The organism is Quadrisphaera granulorum, assembly GCF_003149145.1.
In the GTDB taxonomy this organism is placed as follows: domain Bacteria; phylum Actinomycetota; class Actinomycetes; order Actinomycetales; family Quadrisphaeraceae; genus Quadrisphaera; species Quadrisphaera granulorum.
Window position 1 is genome coordinate 57,175 of the sequence record NZ_QGDQ01000001.1, and the last position, 17,382, is coordinate 74,556.

Annotated in this window: 12 protein-coding genes; 7 read left to right on the plus strand and 5 right to left on the minus strand. The window is 72.0% G+C overall.

Annotated elements, in window-relative coordinates; genetic code table 11:
* Positions 1 to 49 precede the first annotated feature (49 nt).
* Positions 50 to 1,051, minus strand: coding sequence for a glycosyltransferase family 2 protein (locus BXY45_RS00245; protein WP_109772299.1), 1,002 nt, complete (start codon positions 1,049 to 1,051; stop codon positions 50 to 52).
* Between the two features lie 300 nt (positions 1,052 to 1,351).
* On the opposite strand from BXY45_RS00245, the gene BXY45_RS00250 reads away from it, so the two are divergent.
* Positions 1,352 to 2,467, plus strand: a complete 1,116-nt coding sequence (locus tag BXY45_RS00250; RefSeq protein ID WP_146211024.1) for a glycosyl hydrolase — start codon at positions 1,352 to 1,354, stop codon at positions 2,465 to 2,467.
* Between the two features lie 115 nt (positions 2,468 to 2,582).
* Here the strand turns inward: BXY45_RS00250 and BXY45_RS00255 are convergent, their stop codons facing one another.
* Positions 2,583 to 3,506, minus strand: coding sequence for a hypothetical protein (locus BXY45_RS00255; protein WP_109772301.1), 924 nt, complete (start codon positions 3,504 to 3,506; stop codon positions 2,583 to 2,585).
* A gap of 216 nt (positions 3,507 to 3,722) precedes the next feature.
* Between BXY45_RS00255 and BXY45_RS00260 the strand changes: the two genes are divergently transcribed.
* Positions 3,723 to 4,784, plus strand: a complete 1,062-nt coding sequence (locus BXY45_RS00260; RefSeq protein ID WP_170131236.1) for a glycosyltransferase — start codon at positions 3,723 to 3,725, stop codon at positions 4,782 to 4,784.
* Complete coding sequence (locus tag BXY45_RS00265) at positions 4,781 to 6,130, plus strand: hypothetical protein (protein ID WP_109772303.1); 1,350 nt, start codon at positions 4,781 to 4,783, stop codon at positions 6,128 to 6,130. The genes BXY45_RS00260 and BXY45_RS00265 overlap by 4 nt, the downstream gene beginning before the upstream one ends.
* Positions 6,131 to 6,427: 297 nt before the next feature.
* Here the strand turns inward: BXY45_RS00265 and BXY45_RS00270 are convergent, their stop codons facing one another.
* Together BXY45_RS00270 and BXY45_RS00275 are read right to left on the minus strand one after the other, a co-directional pair.
* Positions 6,428 to 7,714: an MATE family efflux transporter gene (locus tag BXY45_RS00270; RefSeq protein WP_146211025.1), complete on the minus strand. Its 1,287-nt coding sequence runs from the start codon at positions 7,712 to 7,714 to the stop codon at positions 6,428 to 6,430.
* Between the two features lie 116 nt (positions 7,715 to 7,830).
* Positions 7,831 to 10,227, minus strand: a complete 2,397-nt coding sequence (locus BXY45_RS00275) for a cell wall-binding repeat-containing protein (protein ID WP_109772305.1) — start codon at positions 10,225 to 10,227, stop codon at positions 7,831 to 7,833.
* A gap of 547 nt (positions 10,228 to 10,774) precedes the next feature.
* On the opposite strand from BXY45_RS00275, the gene BXY45_RS00280 reads away from it, so the two are divergent.
* The 3 genes from BXY45_RS00280 (at position 10,775) to BXY45_RS00290 (ending at position 15,354) form a co-directional block, all read left to right on the plus strand.
* Entirely contained in the window at positions 10,775 to 11,761 is a 987-nt protein-coding gene (locus tag BXY45_RS00280; protein WP_109772306.1) for a glycosyltransferase family 4 protein, read from the plus strand.
* 263 nt (positions 11,762 to 12,024) lie between these two features.
* A complete protein-coding gene (locus BXY45_RS00285) occupies positions 12,025 to 13,680 on the plus strand; it encodes a hypothetical protein (RefSeq protein WP_109772307.1) in 1,656 nt (551 codons plus the stop codon).
* A gap of 222 nt (positions 13,681 to 13,902) precedes the next feature.
* Complete coding sequence (locus tag BXY45_RS00290) at positions 13,903 to 15,354, plus strand: sugar transferase (protein ID WP_211319107.1); 1,452 nt, start codon at positions 13,903 to 13,905, stop codon at positions 15,352 to 15,354.
* Positions 15,355 to 15,472: 118 nt separating this feature from the next.
* Here BXY45_RS00290 and BXY45_RS00295 read toward each other — a convergent pair whose 3' ends face one another.
* Positions 15,473 to 15,865, minus strand: a complete 393-nt coding sequence (locus BXY45_RS00295; protein ID WP_109772308.1) for a phosphomannose isomerase type II C-terminal cupin domain — start codon at positions 15,863 to 15,865, stop codon at positions 15,473 to 15,475.
* A gap of 171 nt (positions 15,866 to 16,036) precedes the next feature.
* Between BXY45_RS00295 and eno the strand changes: the two genes are divergently transcribed.
* On the plus strand, positions 16,037 to 17,314 hold the full coding sequence (gene eno / locus BXY45_RS00300) for a phosphopyruvate hydratase (protein WP_109772309.1): 1,278 nt from the start codon (positions 16,037 to 16,039) through the stop codon (positions 17,312 to 17,314).
* Positions 17,315 to 17,382: the final 68 nt, after the last annotated feature.

Sequence of the window (17,382 nt, forward strand, 5' to 3'; positions counted from 1 at the left end):
GACTCTCCACAGTGCGTCACGTCCGAACGTGCGCGATCACCCCCGTGCGTCAGCCACGAGTCACGACCCGTCCGCCGACGGTCGCCGTCGTCGTCGCCGCCCCGACGGCGTACGCCCAGTGCTCGCGAGCGCGTCGGCGGTCACCGCGGGCGACCTGCTCGGCGGCGCGCACGGCGTAGCCGGCCGCGGTCAGTGCGCGCATGGCGAGTGCCGGCAGCGGCGCGTGGTGCTTGCGCACGTAGCGGGCCATGGAGGCGCCGCGGAGCCGCATCATCTCCAGGCTGGGTGCTCCGGACCCGCCGCTGGCTCCGGGCACCAGCACGTCGGTGCGTAGCTTCTCGTGCAGGCCGCGCTCGCGGCTGGCCCGGCCGAAGGCCATGTCCTCGTTGTAGACGTAGAAGTCGCTGTCGAAGCCGCCCAGCTCGGTGAACACCTCTCGTCGCACGGCCATGCAGCCGCCGCTGACCCAGTCGACGCGCAGTGGTTGGTTGGCGCGGGGCATCGCGTAGACGCCGGCGGTGGGGAGCTTCTTGTGCAGGCCGGCTGCGTGGACCGCGACGCGGCGAAGGGTCGGCTCCCAGCCGCCGCAGCCGATCTGGGGCTGCGGTGGCACGGGGCGGCCCGCTGCGTCGTGGGTGTCGACGATGCAGGCGCCGCTGGCGGCGCACGTGGGGTCGGCGCGGACGTCGGCGACGACGGCGGCCAGGTGCTCGGGCGTGGGGCGGACGTCGGGATTGACGAACACGACCACCGACGCCGTCGAGCTCAGTGCGCCCCGGGTGGCGGCCCGGGCGAAGCCCACGCCGCCGCCCTCCAGGTAGCGGCCGTGCGTGCGTGCCTCGACGACGGCGCGCAGCCCGTCGGACCCGTCGGAGTTGTCGACGACGACGAGGGGCAGGTCGCGGGGGAGCCCGGCGAGCATCTGCTCGACCTGGTCCCTGCTGCGGTAGGCGACCACGACGAGCTCGACGTCCTCGAGCGGCCCGAGGGACGGCTGGGCCGCCTGCGCCGCGGTGCCGTCCGAGGGCTGCTGGGGGGGATGGGCGGGCACGGGTCCTCCACCGGTGGGTCCTGCGAGTGGTCGGGAGCGCTGGGTGAGCTCGACCACCCGATCGGGCGCGTCAGGGGTGTCGGCCGCGAGTCCGCGGGAAACCCTGACGACACGGGAACGCTACGCGAGGTGCGCCACACGTCCCCTCGTCCGGCCGCGATGAGTCGCCCGCTCGGCCGCCCGTGGGTGACCATGGAGGCCGGTCCCGCAGCACGCTGGGAGCGGGCCGGCTCCGCACGGGGGCCCGCCGACAGCTTGACGACCAGCCAGACCAGCAGGGGGAGCTCACCGATGGCAGCCATGCCACCGTCCACGTCCGAGAGGCGCGCCGCCGCGCCGCCGCCGGAGCCGCACCACCCGACGCGCCGCCGCGCCATCGGCATCGGCGCCGGCGCGGTGGCGGTCGCCGGCCTCGGCACCTGGCTCGGTGTGCGGGTGCTCGGCGGTTCCGAGGAGCCGACACCGCCGCCGTCAGCGCCGGCACCGGAGCCCACCGGGACGCCGTTCGTGCCGGCGGAGTGGATGTCCGGCGCGGCGGGCGAGGGCGTCGCCGACGGCTCCTACGCCGCCGCGCGCGGCAGCGACCTGGACATTTCCGCCACGTGGTTCGACAACAACGAGGCCATGCTCAAGCAGTACACGCTGCAGCCCGGGGCGGAGTACGCGTCCTGGAGCAAGCCCCTCGACGTCGCCCTCGGGGCGATCGACCTGGACGATGGGGAGTCCTGGGCGCGGGCGGCCCAGGGCGCCTACGACGACCGCTGGCGCGAGTCGCTCACACGGCTGCGCGACACCTGGGGCTCCCGCCCGGGCACCGTGTACATCCGCTTTGCCCACGAGCTCAACGGCAACTGGTACGGGTGGCGAGTCCGCTCGAACGAGGTCGACGACTTCAAGACCGCCTGGGCGCGCTACCGCGCGCTCCAGCAGGAGATCTTCCCCGCCTCCAAGCTCGTGCTCTGCATGAACCGTGAGACGGTCCGCGACGAGAAGGCCGGCGACGCCGGGATCGACTGGCGCACGCTGTACCCCGGTGACGGCCTCGTCGACGTCATGAGCGTCGACTACTACAACCAGTTCCCGTCCGTGGAGTCCGACGAGGGCTGGGAGGCGGCGATGGTCCTCAAGGACCAGTGGGGCGCCCCCAAGGGTCTGCAGGGCCACCTCGACTTCGCCAGGACCGTCGGGTTGCCGCTGGCGGTCTCGGAGTGGTCCGGCAACGCCGAGGAGGGCGACATGCCGGTGTTCGTCCGTCGCATGCACGACTTCTTCACCCGTCACGGCGGCACCGGCGCAGGTCAGGTGCTCTACGAGATCCAGTTCAACGTCGACATGGACGGTGGGCAGTGGCTGCTGGTCAGCCCGAAGACCCGGATGCCGGAGTCGGCCGCGATGTACACCAGCCTCGCCTGGTAGCCGCGGTGCCGCGGGTCGGCCCGCTCCTGCCCTGTTCACCCGGCTCGCTCCGGTGGGACGGCGAAGGCCCCCGGACCTCTCGGTCCGGGGGCCTTCGCCGTGGTGGGTGATGCCGTCAGGCGCTGATGCCGTCGGCGGTGAGCAGACCTCGCTCCGTGCCCCAGGCCTGCGCGTCGGCCGCGACGGCGTCCCAGTCGGTGCCGGAGGCGATCCGCAGTACCTCCATGTGCGTCGCCAGGTTCGGCTCGACCGCGAGGAACGTGCGGCGCCGCTCCGGACGGCGGGTCAAGGCGCGGGCCACCGTGGCCAGCAGGAACGGCAGGATCAGCGCGTCGCGCACGCGCATCTTGAGGCTGCGGCCACGCTCGTAGAGCGGGTGCACCAGGTCGTACGGGCGGTAGGGGCTGAAGCCCTGGATCGCGACGCAGGTGTCGTGGTCGCGCAGCATGTTCTTGTGGGGGTACATGCAGAGCTTGAAGATTCCCTTGTCCTCGCGCAGCGCGCCCAGGCGGGCGCCGAGGGTCGAGGTGGTGCTCTGCATGCGCACCCAGTCGCGTCCTTCGCTACGGAAGGGTCCCAGCTGCACCCACCCGGGCGGCGGCTCGGAGGTCGGCTCGTCGGGTCCGTGCACGGAGCGGTCAGGGGTGGAGCCGTACAGCGCGAAGTACTGCGCCGGCACGGCCTCCGGGCCGTCGGCCGCTGCGACGAGCGCGGTGAACGCCTCCGGGTGGTACAGGTAGTCGTCCTCGCTGAACCAGACGACGTCGTCGTCGTCCCAGTCGGAGTCGACGGCGAGGGAGATCGCGCCCCAGTACGAGGCACGCATCCCCGAGCCTTCCAGCTCGACGACCTTGCCGTGGCGGTCCATGAGGCCGCGCAGGGCGGGAGCGACCGGCCCGTCGTTGAGGAAGACGACGTCGGCGTCGACAGCTTCCGCCGCACGCAGGAACGAGACCAGGCATGTGAGCTTGCTGTAGCCCGGAGGCCTGTTCTTCTCGTTCTCACCGCCCCATGAGCGGTACACCACCCTCAGCGCCACGTGCAGTTCCTTTCTCGGGCCTTCTCGACAGGGCCGAGGATCACGGCCGCGCGTCAGTCCGAGCACGTCGGCGTGCCCCTCATCGACGGTACCTCCCTGGGACTCGGGGGTTGACGCTGTGGCAGGGTCGCGTCACCCGACTGGTTGCTGCGTGGACGACGGACCCTCTTTTGTCCGCGTAGATTCGGACGCATCCGGAACCACGAGGAGGTGCGCGTGAGCGCCCTGACCGACGCCACCCGCACCGGCGCTCCCACACCCGAACCGACCGGCGCCCAGGTGCCCGCGTTGCCCGCCGTCGAGGTCACCGTGCTGGTGCCTGCCCGCGACGAGCTCGGGTCCATCGAGCGGTGCCTAGACTCCATCCTCGCCCAGCAGGGCGTCGACTTCGAGATCGTCGTCGTCGACAACGGCTCCACCGATGGCACCGCCGAGCTGCTGGCCGCCCGCGCCGATCGCGATCCGCGCATCGTCGTCGTCCACCAGCCGGAGCCGTCGATCCCGCTGAGTCTCAACGCCGGGCTCGCCCGCGCCCGCGGTCGCTGGCTGGTCCGCGTCGACGCGCACTCCACCATCAGCGACGGCTACCTGGCGCACGCGGCGAAGCGTCTCCGAGAAGGGCGCTGGGCCGCTGTAGGGGGCCGCAAGACCGCCGTGGCACGCACCTCGCGTGGCCGCGCCGTCGCCGCCGTCCTCAACTCCAAGCTCGCGGTGGGTGGGTCCACTTACCACTGGGGCACCGAGGAGCAGGTGGTCGACCACGTGCCGTTCGGCTGCTACCCCACCGAGCTCGTGCGCCAGCTGGGCGGTTGGGACACCGAGATCGCCAACAACGAAGACTTCGAGTTCGACCAGCGGCTGCGCCGCGAGGGCGAGATCCTCTTCGACCCGGCGCTCACCATCGACTGGGACTCCCGAGAGAGCGTCGGGGCCCTCTACCGGCAGTACCGCCGCTACGGCTCCGGCAAGCCCGGCGTCGCGGTGCGCCACCCGAGGAGCCTGCGTCTGCGGCACCTGGCGCCGCCACTGCTCGTGGTCTACCTCGTGGGCGCTGCGGTGGTCGGGTTGCGCCGGCCCGGGGTAGCCCTGGCCGCAGTCGTCCCGTACGCCATCGGCGTCACGGCGGTCGGGGCGCGCATCGGCAGGTCGGCCCCGCCCGGCGCCGACCGCGCTGCCATCCCGCTGGCCCTTGCGGCGATGCAGGTCGGCTGGGGCGTCGGCTTCTGGCGCGGCGCCACCGCACTCCTGCGGCGCGCCGGCTCCCGGCGCAACGCGTGACCGCGCTCGCTCGGCCGACGCGTCCGGCCGAGACGGCACCGCAGACCGCAGGGGTGCACCTGCAGCCGGTCGACGAGCACCGTCCGAACCGCACCGACCTGCGCATCGTCAGCGTCTTCACGGTGCTGCTCGTGCTCACCAACCGCATCGGCGTGCCCGCGGGGGAGACGGCCATCTCCGTCGGCATCCCCCTCGCCTACATCTTCTCCGCGGTGATGATCTTCCGTGGGGTACTGCGCGTCGACAGGCTCCGCGGGGAGCTCTACCTGCTGGCCGTCGGCGCCACCCTGGCCACCACGGCCTGGATCGCGGTGTCCGGGCGCGACTTCTCCATGACCTCGTACCTGCTGCTGGTGGTCGTCTACCTGCCGTGGATCCTCAGCACCGGCGGCCCGGCGGGCCGTGACGTCGTCCTGGCCGCGGGGCGCGCTTTCGTGGGCACGATGCTCGTGCTCTCCGTGGTCGGGGTGCTGCAGCTGCTCAGCCAGCTCGCCGGGGTCTGGAGCTTCCGCGACTACCTGTCCGACTGGGTGCCCACCGGCTGGATCGTGCCGTTCTACAACTTCGACAACCCCCTGGGCTACGACAACCCCGTGCGCAAGGCCAACGCGTTCGTGCTGCTCGAGCCGTCGTTCCTGTCGCAGTACGCCGCGCTCGCGGTGCTCGTGGGCCTGGTCATCGGGGTCCGGGCGTGGAAGCAGGCGGTGCTGCTCGCCGGCGTCGCCTCCGCGGTCTCCGGGACCGGCGTGCTGCTCCTGGCCGTCGGCGGAGTCCTCGTCGTGGCCCGCGCCCCCAAGCTCGTACGGCCCAGCCACCTGGTGGCCGGAGCCCTGGGCGTGCTCATCGTCTTCATGACACCCGTGGCGGACGTGCTGCTGAGCCGACGCGGCGAGCTGTCCGAGCCGGGATCCAGCGGGTACGCGCGCTTCGTCTCGCCGTACCAGGAGGTGCTCCGGGGCCTCGCGGAGGAGACCCAGCGCAACGTGGTGGGTGCCGGTGCCGGCATGACCGAGCGCCTCCTGGCCTCCAACCGGTACGGCGGCGGCGACGACGTCCTGTACGGCGTCGTCCCCAAGCTCCTCTTCGAGTACGGGCTCGTCGCCGGCGGCCTCGTGCTGCTGTTCATCGTGCTGGCCGTCCTGGACAGGGCGCCCCTGCCGGTGGTGCCCGTCGCCATGCTCTTCATGGTCATGGTGCTCTCCGGGGCGCTGCTGCAGCCGCAGACGGCATACCTCGTGTGGCTGCTCTCCAGCATCGGCGGCGGTGACGTCGTGCGTCGCGTGGTGCTCCGGCGGCAGAAGGAGCGCGCCGCGCCACCGGAGGACGAGCTGGCAGTTCCGGCCTGAGGATCTGACGCCCTGATGTCCTGAGGGGTGGGCGCCTGCGCCACCGCCCTCGCCGCAGATGCAGCTGACCGCGGTCACCTCCGAAGGTGACCGCGGTCAGCTGCATCTGCGTTCGCCCTGGACCGGCTTGCCCGAGGCCTCCGCGCGTGGGATCCGTCCCGCCCAGCATGCAGAAGCGCCGCCGAGCACCGTGGCTGCGGCGGCCGGCGGCACTTCTGCATGCTGGGCGGGACAGGGACAAGGACGACGACGACCGCGCAGTCTGACGCTCGCGAGAGGACGGGCTGATGGAGCGGTTCAGTCGAGGTCGGTGCCGGTCCCGTGCCGGCGCATCAGGCGGATCACCATGATCCACTGGATGGGTGTGACGACACACTGCGCCAGGGACAGTCCGAGCGCCGCGCCGTAGGCACCGCCCATCTGCAGACCGACGAGGCCGAACACGATGAGCGCCGGCCCGAGCACGAGGTTGGTCCAAAAGGTCTGCTTCGCGAAGCCGAGGGCCACGAGCAAGGTGCTGGCGCCAAAGCCCGCACCGATGGCGACCAGGCCCACGAGGGAGGCGCCGAGCACGCCGCGTGCACCGTCCCAGTTCTGCTTGAAGGCGAGCTCACCCCAGCTGTCGGGAATGGACAACACCACCAACCCGTAGGCGAGCTGCGCGGCCACCATCACGGCGGACAGGGCAAGGCCGACCGCTAGCGCCTTGCGCCCGCGCAGACCTCGACGGGCAACCTCGGGCATCGCGAAAGCCGACAGCGCGTACCCGATGAGGTTGAGCGGGCCCAGGACCACCTGCGCCCCGCGTAGCTCGCCGACGATGATCGGGGAGCCGATGGCGGCGATGAGAAGGATCGTGGCCTGGTTGGCGCCCAGTACCGACAGGAAGCTGGCGAGGTAGTACTTGGTGAGGTCCTTCTGCTGAGCCATCCATGCCATCGCCGAACGCAGGCGAGGACCACCGCCGAACATGCGGCCGCCGATCACGCCGGAGAGCAGAGCGGTGAGGCCCCAGCCCAGGAGGAAGTTGGTGGCGCTGGCGTTCTGGGTGGCGATGATGACGCCCGCGACGACCAGCTGGGTCACCGCCCAGATGGCGTCGATGCTCACGGCACGAGCGGGGCGCCCCTCGGCGATGAACGTGAGGCGCCACAGGTCCTGCAGCAGGAGGCCGGGCAGCAGGAGCCCGATGACGATCAGCGAGGGGCCCGAGGCGCCGGTGGTGAAGATCCCCACCGCAGCGGTGACGATGCCGGCGGCCGCGCCCAGGAGGATCCCGGCGCCGGCGCTCGCCCGTGCGGCTTCAAAGAACCTGTCGTCGCCCTCTCCCGTGTAGCGCACGACGAGCGGCTGGTTGATGAGCGCGCGGCTGCCGCCGATGACGAGGGAGTACACGGCGAAGGCCACCGAGAACGCTCCCCAGCCCTCCTGCGACAGGGAGCGGACCACGAGGACGCTCAGCGCCATGTTGGTCAGGCTGACCAGCACCTGGTCACCGGTGGTCCAGCCGGCGCGGCCGAGCAGCTTGACCACCTGCTGGCGGCGCGTGGGGGGCACCACGAGCGGAGGGGTGGGAGAGGTCACCTCAGGACGGTACCTGCGGCACCAGACCGGTCGTGGACGTCGGACGACGACGCCCCCCGACCGGGCGCACCGGTCGGGGGGTCGTGTCGATCAGCCGCTCAGCCGACCCACCAGGCTCAGAAGAGCTTCTGGTACATGTCCGCTGACTTGGGCATCTTGCCCTTGTAGAGCATGAACTTGCCGCCGCCCATGTCGCAGTTGAACTGGACGTCGTAGAGGATCTGCCCCGGGCCGGAGCCGGCGTTCTTGGAGAAGAACTCGTACATGCCCTGGATGAAGCCGGGGGAGTCGGCGTTCTCTGAGATGCCGGACCACTCGTTGACCGACAGCGGCAGCCCGACGCTCTTCGCGAAGTCGGAGTGCGCCTGCAGGCCCTTCGGCGCCCCGTACCCGTCTTTGGCGCTCAGAGCGCCGCGGAAGTCCTCCACGGAGTTCGCCGTGGGGTACTGGTTGTAGTAGTCGACGCCCATGACATCGACGTACTGCTTGCCCGGGAACGACTCGGTCCAGTTGAAGCCTGAGTTCACCGACTCTCGGTTCACCGAGAAGACCAGCTTGGACTTCGGGAAGATCTCCTGCTGCAGCGCGCGGTAGCGCTTCCAGCTGGCGACGAAGGCGTCCTTGTTGCCCTTGTTGACGCTCCAGTCGTACCAGTTGCCGTTCATCTCGTGCGCGAAGCGGATGTACACCGTGCCGGGCTTGTTGCCCCACAGCGTCTTCATCTTCGTCAGCGACTGGCGCCAGCGGGCGTCGTAGGCGCCGGTGGAGGCCGCCTGCCAGGTCTCGCCGCCGCCGATGGCGCCGACGGCGATGTCGATGTTGCCCTGCCAGGAGCCGAACTCCTGGCCCGGCTGCATGGCCCACGCCTCGACCATGGCGGAGTTGTTGTCCGACCAGGTGCCGACGATGCCGAGTTCGCTGCCACGCCACTTCGCGAAGCTGCCGTCGCTGACGCCGGTGCCGGAGGCGCCGGAGAACCACTTGCCGGTACCGGCGCCGGTGATCGTGCCGCCGCCCGCGGGGGCCGCAGGGCTCTGCGACGGGCTCGCCGAGCTCGCGGAGGGGCTGGCGCTCGCCGAGGGCGCGGCCGCGGGCCGCTTGGCCCGCACGTCGGCCGGAGCGGTGCCGGAGGCGATCTGGGCAGCGTCGTCGGCGGCGATGTCGGAGACCGCGCGCTCGCCACCGACGACGAGCACGCCGTGCACGTCGCTGGACGCCGCGTGCAGCGCGTCGGCCACCGAGTCGGGCAGCGTGCTGGCCTCGGTGAGCAGCACGGGCCGGTGGTAGGTGCCGCCGACCAGGGCGTCGGCGTAGTCGGCGCCGCTGGCGAGCACCACCGGGCCAGAGCTGGCCTCGCCGCGGACCGCGGCGGCGTACTGGGCGTCCTGCTGGCCCTGCGCTGACGCCGAGGAGGACGGTGACGCAGACGACGACGAGGGAGATGAGGACGACGACGGCGACGGCGACGCGGAGGCTTGGCCGGCGTCGGTGTCGCCGAGTTCGGAGGCGTCGCCGGCCGCGGCGTCGCGGGTCTCCTCCACACGGGTGGCGGCTGCCTGCTGCCCGCCGACCGCCAGCGCCATGAGCTTGGCGGAGGTGTCGAAGCGGTCCGTCCCGACCACCGTCTCCAGCTGCACTCCCGCGGGCAGGTCCGAGGACTCGGCAGCCTTGGCCGCGGGTCCGCCGACCGCGGTCGCGGTGCTGCCCTCGCCGGTGCAGGCGGCCAGCGCGGCGCGCGTGGCGAACGGCATGGTCTCGCCCATCGTGTAGAGCAGCGGGCGGTGTGCGGAGACGACGCCGGACGCCGCCGCACCGTCGGGGAAGGTCTTGCCGGTCACGAGCAGCGCGTCGCACCGCTCAGTCGGGCTCTCCTCGGCCACCTGCGAGGCGATGACGGCGGCGGTGGCGTAGCGGTCCTTGCCGGCGAGGCGGACGGGCTCGCCGCCGGCGGCGGTGACGGCGTCGTCGGTGGCCGGGGCCAGGGCCTTCGGCCCACCCAGCACGTACACGGAGCCGCCGCGGGTCAGGTGCGCAGTCAGCTCCGCGGCCACGCGCGGGTCCAGGCCACCGCGACCGCTCAGCAGCAGGGGGGCGCCCACGGCGTCGGCGAGCGCCGAACCGGCCAGGGCGTCGGCGAAGTCGTCGGCACTGGCGAGCACCGCGGTGGGGTAGCCGGTGGGGAAGCGGTCCTGGGCGACGGCGAGTGCGGTGGCCACCCGGTCGTCACCGGTGACGCGCTTGACGCCGTTGTCGGAGGTGATGACCGCGACCTGCTCGGTGGCGCCCAGCCCGCCGGCGGGCAGGCCGCTGCCGGCCTCAGCCGTGAGCGCACCTGGCGCGGCGGTGGCGGGTCCGCCCGGAGCCACGCTGCCGGGAGCGATCTGACCCCCGTGCGTGATGACGGTCGTCGCGACGGCGGCGACCAGGGTGAGCGAGACGGCGGACGCCCACGCCAGGCGGCGGTGCCTGCGCGGGCCTCGGTCTCTGTGGCCGCGGGCGCGGTGAGTCGACATGCACGTCTCCAGGGTCGGTGGCAGAGAGCGACCCCACGGGGCCGTTCACGGGCGCGCCGTCCGAGCTGCCCGGGCATGCATGACCTCGGCGTACCGCTGCCAGCACTGGTGCGCAGACGGCGTCGTTCACCCGGACGGAGCATCCCCACGTCGTCGCGCACCGCCATCGTGGAGGCACGGAGTGTGGTCATGTGCGAAAACGGGCGAACGCGTCGGAAGTCGGTCACACCCACACGGCGCGCCTCCGCGCATCTGGCTTGCCCGTGCGCTACGCGGCTGGGCCGCACGAGTGCGCGGTGTGAGCCTGCGGGTGACCGGTGCAGCACTCTTGACCCCGCACCCGACGTGCACCGACTGATGCACCGACCGAGGAGGACCCCTGCGCAGCACCGTCGTCGCCAAGTTCCTGCCGTGGCCGCCCAACAGCGGCGACAAGCGGCGCACCCTGGGCGTCTGCCGTGCCCTGGCCGAGCGCGGTCCGGTCACCGTCGTCGCCTTCAGCGGTGCCGACGAGGATGCCGAAGGCCTGCGCGCGCAGGGCTTCGAGGTGGTCACCGCCCCGCTGCGCCGCGGTCCGTTCGACCTGGCGGTCGGCCTGGCCCGCAGCGGGTCGCTCAGCTCGGCACGCTTCTACGACCGTGCGCTCGAGCGCCTCGCGCAGTCGCTGCCGAAACCCGACCTGCTCGTCGTCGAGCACGTGCAGCTGCTGCCGCTCGCCCGCTCCCTGCGCGGCGCCGTCCGGGTGCTGGACATGCACAACGTCGAGTCGGTGCTGGCCCAGCGCGTAGCCGCGACGACCCGGGGCCTGAAGAAGCTCGTCTGGACCGTGGAGGCGCGCGCCCTGCGCCGCGTGGAGGCCGGGCGCCACGCGGACATCGTTGCCGTGACGAGCACGGTCGACGAGCGCGCGCTGTCGCAGGTCGCGCGGCACGAGCGCGTTGTCGTCGTCCCCAATGCCTGGGACGAACCGGATCCGCTGCCCCCGGCACCGGACCCGGTGGTCAGCTTCGTGGCGCTCATGAGCTGGACGCCGAATGTCGAGGCCGCTGTCTGGTTCACCCGTGAGGTGTGGCCGCTCGTGCTGCAGCGGGTCCCCGAGGCTCGTCTGCAGCTCGTGGGACGCAACCCTGCCCCCGCCGTGCAGGGGCTGGCCGGGCCGTCGGTGGTGGTCACCGGCACCGTCGACAGCCTCGAGCCCTGGTACGCCGCCACCCGAGTGGCCGTGGCGCCGCTGTTGGCGGGCGGCGGATCGCGCCTGAAGATCCTCGAGGCGCTCGCGACGGCGCGCCCGTTGGTGGCCACCGCGGTGGGTGCCGAGGGTTTGGAGGACCTCGTGGGCCGCGGCGTGGTGGTGGCCGATACCCCCGCTGACCTGGCCCGGGAGGTGGCCGACCTGCTCGTCGACCCGCAACGGGCGGAGGCCCTCGGGCGCGCCGGGGCCGACGCCGTCGGCACCGACCACAGCTGGCGCGCCGCCGTCGCACCTCTCACCGCCGCCGTCGACGCGCTGGGTTGGGTCCGCCAGCGGGAGTAGGCTTCTGACCGCGAGTAGCCCGACCGAGCGATCGTCACCCTCCCTCGCCGCGACCTCGTCGAGGTGTCACAGGTGGCTCCCAGCCGGTCCGGACCGTTCTCGCAGGAGGGGTCGGTCCGCTGTCCCTCGCCGCCGGATCACCGAGCGGCACTTGGGTGGCCGTGGTCTACGAGTTCACCCTGGCGGATCAATGCCGCCTGTGGTGCCGAAGGCCGTTCGGGCACCGTTCGAGCATGGCTGCGTCGTCGATGGGTAGGAGAAGCATGTCGGAGCTGGAGGCCAGAGCCGGTGAGCCGGCGGGTCGATCCGTGGTCTTCTCGGCATTGCGACGCGCGTGGGTGTGGATCGCGGCCAGTGCCATCGTCGTGGGCGTCGTCGCCTACGAGGTGAGCCTGCTGACACCCAAGGAGTTCGAGGCGACCTCGACGGTGGTGTTGCGCAGCACCGTCCCGTTCAACCCCCTCGGTGAGGCCCCGGGCGGAGGCGACCCGGAGCGCTTCCTTGCCAACCAGGTGGGGCTGGTCACGTCGTCCGGTGTCCTGGAGGCCGCCTCCGCGGTTGCCGGCGTGAATGCGACCCCCGCCGACCTGGTCGACGATGTCAAGGTCACGCCCAGCGCCGCCAGCGACGCCTTCACCGTCACGGCTGTCGGCTCCACCGGCGCCGAGGCCGAGGCGCGCGCCGACGCCCTGGTGGCTGCGTACCGGGCCCAGGTCAGCGCCCAGGTCGCCGCAACCACGCAGGCTGCGATCAAGTCGTCGCAGGCTGCCACCGAGGCGGCAGCGGCCGCCGTCGTCGCCAACGCCGCCCCGACGAACGTCGAAGCGTTCAACAACGCCGGTGAGATCCGGGCGCAGGGCGCCGTCGCCACCGGTCAGATCCAGGGACGGGCCGACGCCTACGGCGACAACGTTGCGTCCGTCGACGCCGCTGTCGCTCCGACCGAGCCCACCGAGCCGAAGCCGGGTCGCAACGCCTTCATCGGCGCCGTGCTCGCCGCGCTCGTTGCCAGCGCTGTCGCCATCTGGCGCCGCGGCCGCTCGCGCGAGGACGTGGAGGGCCTCGTCCGTGGGTCGGGCGTGCCGCTGCTCGGCGTCGTCTCTGTCACCGGCCGCCGCGACCAGCCGGTCGCCGAGGCCCTCGCCCCCCTGGTCTCGCTGCGCTACCTGTCCTCGGGTCGCCCCAAGGGCCCGGTGCTCGTCACCGGCCTGCAGAGCGGCGACGCCACGGCGGAGGTCGCCCTCGGGCTGGCCGCGGCCGCTGCCCGCGACGGGCGCTCCGTGCTCGTGCTCGCCCCCGCCGACGACGAGGCCGGTCTCGTGCATGCCAGTGGCCTGCCCGTCGCCCCGGCTCCGCTGACGGCTCGCGCGGCCTCCGGAACCCTGGCCCCGGGGTCGCTGGCCTCGGTGCCCGTGCTGGGGCACCTGCCTGGCCGTGCGTCGCTCGGCGTCCTGGAGGCAGCTCTGCTGCAGAGCGACTCCCTGGACGACGTCCTGTCCGCGCTCGGTGAGCAGCACGACCTGGTCGTCGTGGCCGCCGGGCCGCTGGCCCGCAGCCCCCGTGCCTTCGCGGTGCTCGGTGCTGCCAGCACCACCGTGGCCGTGGTTCGCGCCGACCGGCCGGCGGCGCAGCTCTCTGCCTCGTGGGACGAGCTGCAGGACCGCCTGGTGGTCGCCGGCCGCAGCCTGGACGGCGTCATCGTGACCCAGAAGGACCGCAAGGCACGCTCCCCCCGCGGCTCGTCGGGGGCAGCGACACCGTCCAGCCAGAGCCCGGCCCCCCTGGAGACGCGCCCCGCGTCCGGTGGTCCGGCTGCGGGCGGCGTCCGCCCCGCTGGCCCGCGGGTGCCTGCTGCCGGAGCCGGGCCGCTGCAGGGTGGCACCGAGGGCCTCACCCCGGCGAAGCCGCGGAAGTCCTGAGGGCTGACTGCTGGAGCTCGTGGACGTCATGACGCTCCCGGGTGGCAAGGGGCGCGGGACGCCGGTCGCGCTCCTTGAGCCATCCGGAGCAACACACCCCATTCGGGGGCATTTCGCCACACGGGTGGACGCAGGTGGTGTGCAGAGGCCACACTCAGCGGTGGCCACAGCGGTTCGGCAAGGGAGCCTGGCGCGAGACGATCATCGACCAGGGGGTCACGAGTGACGATCAGCGGGCGTGGAGATGCCCTAGAACCGGCGGCCCTGACGGAAGGGGTCGTCCTCAGCGGTCACTCCGCCGGCCTCAAGCGGACTGACCTCCCGGAGCGGCGCCGAGGCTGGCAGGGCGTCTTCCTGTCGATGTCGGCCATCCTCCTGCTGGCCGACGTGGCGGCGTGGGCCGTCTCCTGGCTGATCAGCTATCACGGAGACACGCTCGAGATCGCCATGACGGCGATGGTGGCGCTGTCGCTGGCAGCCCAGCGGCTCTACCAGTCGCACCTCACCGCGTCGGTTCTCGACATGCTGCCGGGCATCCTCGTGGCCTGCTGCAGCGCCTTTGTGCTGACGCTGGTCGTGGTGAAGCTGCGCTGGCCTGACGTCTTCGCACTCGACGTCTTCCGTCGCGCTGTTGTGTTCGCGGTCTGCATCATCGTGTTCCGCGCCATCGCCGTGGCGGTGGTCCGCTACGCGCGGCGGAAGCGGATCATTGCTCACCGCACCCTCGTGCTGGGTGCGGGCACCGTGGGGGCCGCCCTGCTCGACAGGCTGCACAACCACCCCGAGGCGGGCCTGCTGCCCGTGGCGGTGCTCGACCCGTTCCCGATCCACACCGACAAGACGATGGGTGTGACGTGGCTTGGCAGCGTTGACGACCTCGCCGCGGTGATCGAGGAGCAGCGCATCAACGTCGTGGTCGTCGCGTTCTCGAGCGTCCGCGAGGCTGACCTCGTCGACGTGCTGCGTACCTGCGACCGGCTCGAGTGCGAGTTCTTCTTCGTGCCGCGGCTCTTCGAGCTCCAGCACGTCCACGGTGACATGGAGCAGGTCCACGGCATGCCCCTGGTGCGCGTGCGCCGCGCGGCGTTCCGCACGCCTGCGTGGAAGGTCAAGCGCCTCTTCGACATCGCCTTCTCGGGCGCGCTGCTCGTCCTTGCCGCACCCGTCATGGCGGCCATCGCTCTCGCGGTGCGCCTCGAGGGCGGCCCGGGCGTGCTGTTCAAGCAGGTCAGGGTGGGCATCGACGGACGTCCGTTCACGATGCTGAAGTTCCGCTCGATGAAGCCGGTGAACGACGCCGAGCAGCAGACCCAGTGGAACATCAGCAACGACAAGCGCGTCGGGCCCGTGGGCAAGGTGCTGCGTGTCACGTCTCTCGACGAGCTGCCCCAGCTGTGGAACGTGCTGCGCGGTGACATGAGCATCGTCGGCCCGCGTCCCGAGCGGCCCCACTTCGTCGACGAGTTCTCCTCGCACATCCCGCGCTACACCGGCCGCCACCGCGTGCCGGCGGGTCTGACGGGTCTCGCGGCCGTGCACGGCCTGCGCGGTGACACCTCGATCGCCGAGCGGATCATGCTCGACAACCACTACATCGAGAACTGGTCGCTGTGGCTCGACGTGAAGATCCTGCTGCGCACGGTGGGTGCGCTCTTCCGCCACCCGGGTTCCTGAGCCGCCGGGTTCCTGAGACGTCCAGTGCCGTCCTGGCACCCGGCATACAGCAGAGCGCCCCGCCACCCTCTCGGGTGGCGGGGCGCTCTGCTGTGCTGCGGAGTCCGCGAGGTGCTGCTCAGGCCTCGGGACGGGCGTAGTCGTCCTGGAGGCGCTCGATGTCGCACTCGTCGAAGCTGCCGAAGGCGACCTCGAGGATGCGGCCGGTCTCGGTGCCGGAGTTGCCCAGGCGGTGCAGGGACCCGGCGGGGCTGTAGACGATTTCACCGACCTGAGCGGTCCAGGTGCGCTCGCCGACCTGGACGTCGAGGGGGACGTCGAGGACCTGCCACAGTTCGTCGCGGTGCTCGTGCTTCTGCAGGGAGAGGCGGTGACCCGGCTCCACTGTGATGATCTTCACGGTGCACTGCTGGTTGAGGACGAACTGCTGGAACTGCCCCCAGGGGCGTTCGGCGACGAAGACGGCGCTACGGCGCTCGGTCTCCAGGGACTCTGCGGTCTCGGTGCTCATGTCGCCTCCTGCTGGGTCATCCATACCGATGCATTCTGCAGTCTGCCGGGTCGCACCCGACCGTAGAACCCTGTGCAGCGGATCCGCCCCTATCGGCTGCGGCCGTCCCGGCTAGGGTCAGCCCGACCGGTGCGCTGAGCGCAGCACGTCCCACCACCAGGAGGCACGCCCGTGGCCAGCATCGAGGCCGTCGGCGCCCGCGAGATCCTCGACTCGCGAGGCAACCCCACCGTCGAGGTCGAGGTCGCCCTCGACGACGGCACCATCGGCCGCGCGGCGGTGCCCTCGGGCGCCTCCACCGGCGCGTTCGAGGCCGTCGAGAAGCGCGACGGCGGCAGCCGATACGGCGGTAAGGGTGTCGAGGGTGCGGTCTCCGCCGTCCTCGACACCATCGGCCCGGAGGTCGTCGGCTTCGAGGCGTCCGAGCAGCGTCTGCTCGACCAGGCCATGATCGACCTGGACGGCACCGACAACAAGGGCGCGCTGGGCGCGAACGCCATCCTCGGCGTCTCCCTCGCTGTGGCCCGCGCCGCCGCCGAGTCGGCCTCGCTGCCGCTGTTCCGCTACGTGGGCGGCCCCAACGCCCACACGCTCCCCGTGCCGATGATGAACATCATCAACGGCGGCGCCCACGCCACCACCGGCGTGGACGTGCAAGAGTTCATGATCGCCCCGATCGGCGCCCCCACGTTCCGCGAGGCGCTGCGCCAGGGCGCGGAGGTCTACGCCTCCCTGAAGTCCGTTCTCAAGAAGCAGGGCCTGCCCACCGGGCTGGGCGACGAGGGCGGCTTCGCCCCCGACCTGCCGGGCACGGCTGCCGCGCTGGACCTCATCGCGCAGGCTGTCGAGGCCACGGGCCTGTCGCTGGGCACCGACGTGGCGCTCGCGCTCGACGTCGCGGCCACCGAGTTCCACGAGGGCGGCACGTACACCTTCGAGAAGCAGGGCCGCACCAGCGAGCAGATGATCGAGTTCTACGCGAAGCTCGTCGAGGACTACCCCCTCGTGAGCATCGAGGACCCGCTCGACGAGTCCGACTGGGAGGGCTGGACGGCCATCACCTCTGCCCTCGGCTCCCGCGTGCAGCTCGTCGGCGACGACCTCTTCGTCACCAACCCGGCCCGTCTGGCGCGCGGCATCGAGACCGGCGCCGCCAACGCGCTGCTCGTGAAGGTCAACCAGATCGGCACCCTGACGGAGACCCTCGACGCCGTCGCCCTGGCCCACCGCAACGGCTACCGCTGCATGATGAGCCACCGCTCCGGTGAGACCGAGGACACCACCATCGCTGACCTGGCCGTCGCCACCGACTGCGGCCAGATCAAGACCGGTGCCCCCGCCCGGTCCGAGCGCGTGGCCAAGTACAACCAGCTCCTCCGCATCGAGGAGGAGCTGGACGACGCCGCCCGCTACGCCGGGCGTAGCGCCTTCCCGCGCTTCAGCGCCTGAGGCACCGCCCGCACCACCCGAGGCCCTCGCAGCGACCGCTGCGGGGGCCTCGGCCCGTCCTGACCCGG

What these genes read in the sequence shown, in the direction of transcription:
- BXY45_RS00250 (WP_146211024.1), top strand. Translation starts at nt 1,352, where the DNA reads ATGCCACCGTCCACGTCCGAGAGGCGCGCCGCCGCGCCGCCGCCGGAG.
- BXY45_RS00275 (WP_109772305.1), bottom strand. Translation starts at nt 10,227, where the DNA reads ATGTCGACTCACCGCGCCCGCGGCCACAGAGACCGAGGCCCGCGCAGG.
- BXY45_RS00285 (WP_109772307.1), top strand. Translation starts at nt 12,025, where the DNA reads ATGTCGGAGCTGGAGGCCAGAGCCGGTGAGCCGGCGGGTCGATCCGTG.
- BXY45_RS00295 (WP_109772308.1), bottom strand. Translation starts at nt 15,865, where the DNA reads ATGAGCACCGAGACCGCAGAGTCCCTGGAGACCGAGCGCCGTAGCGCC.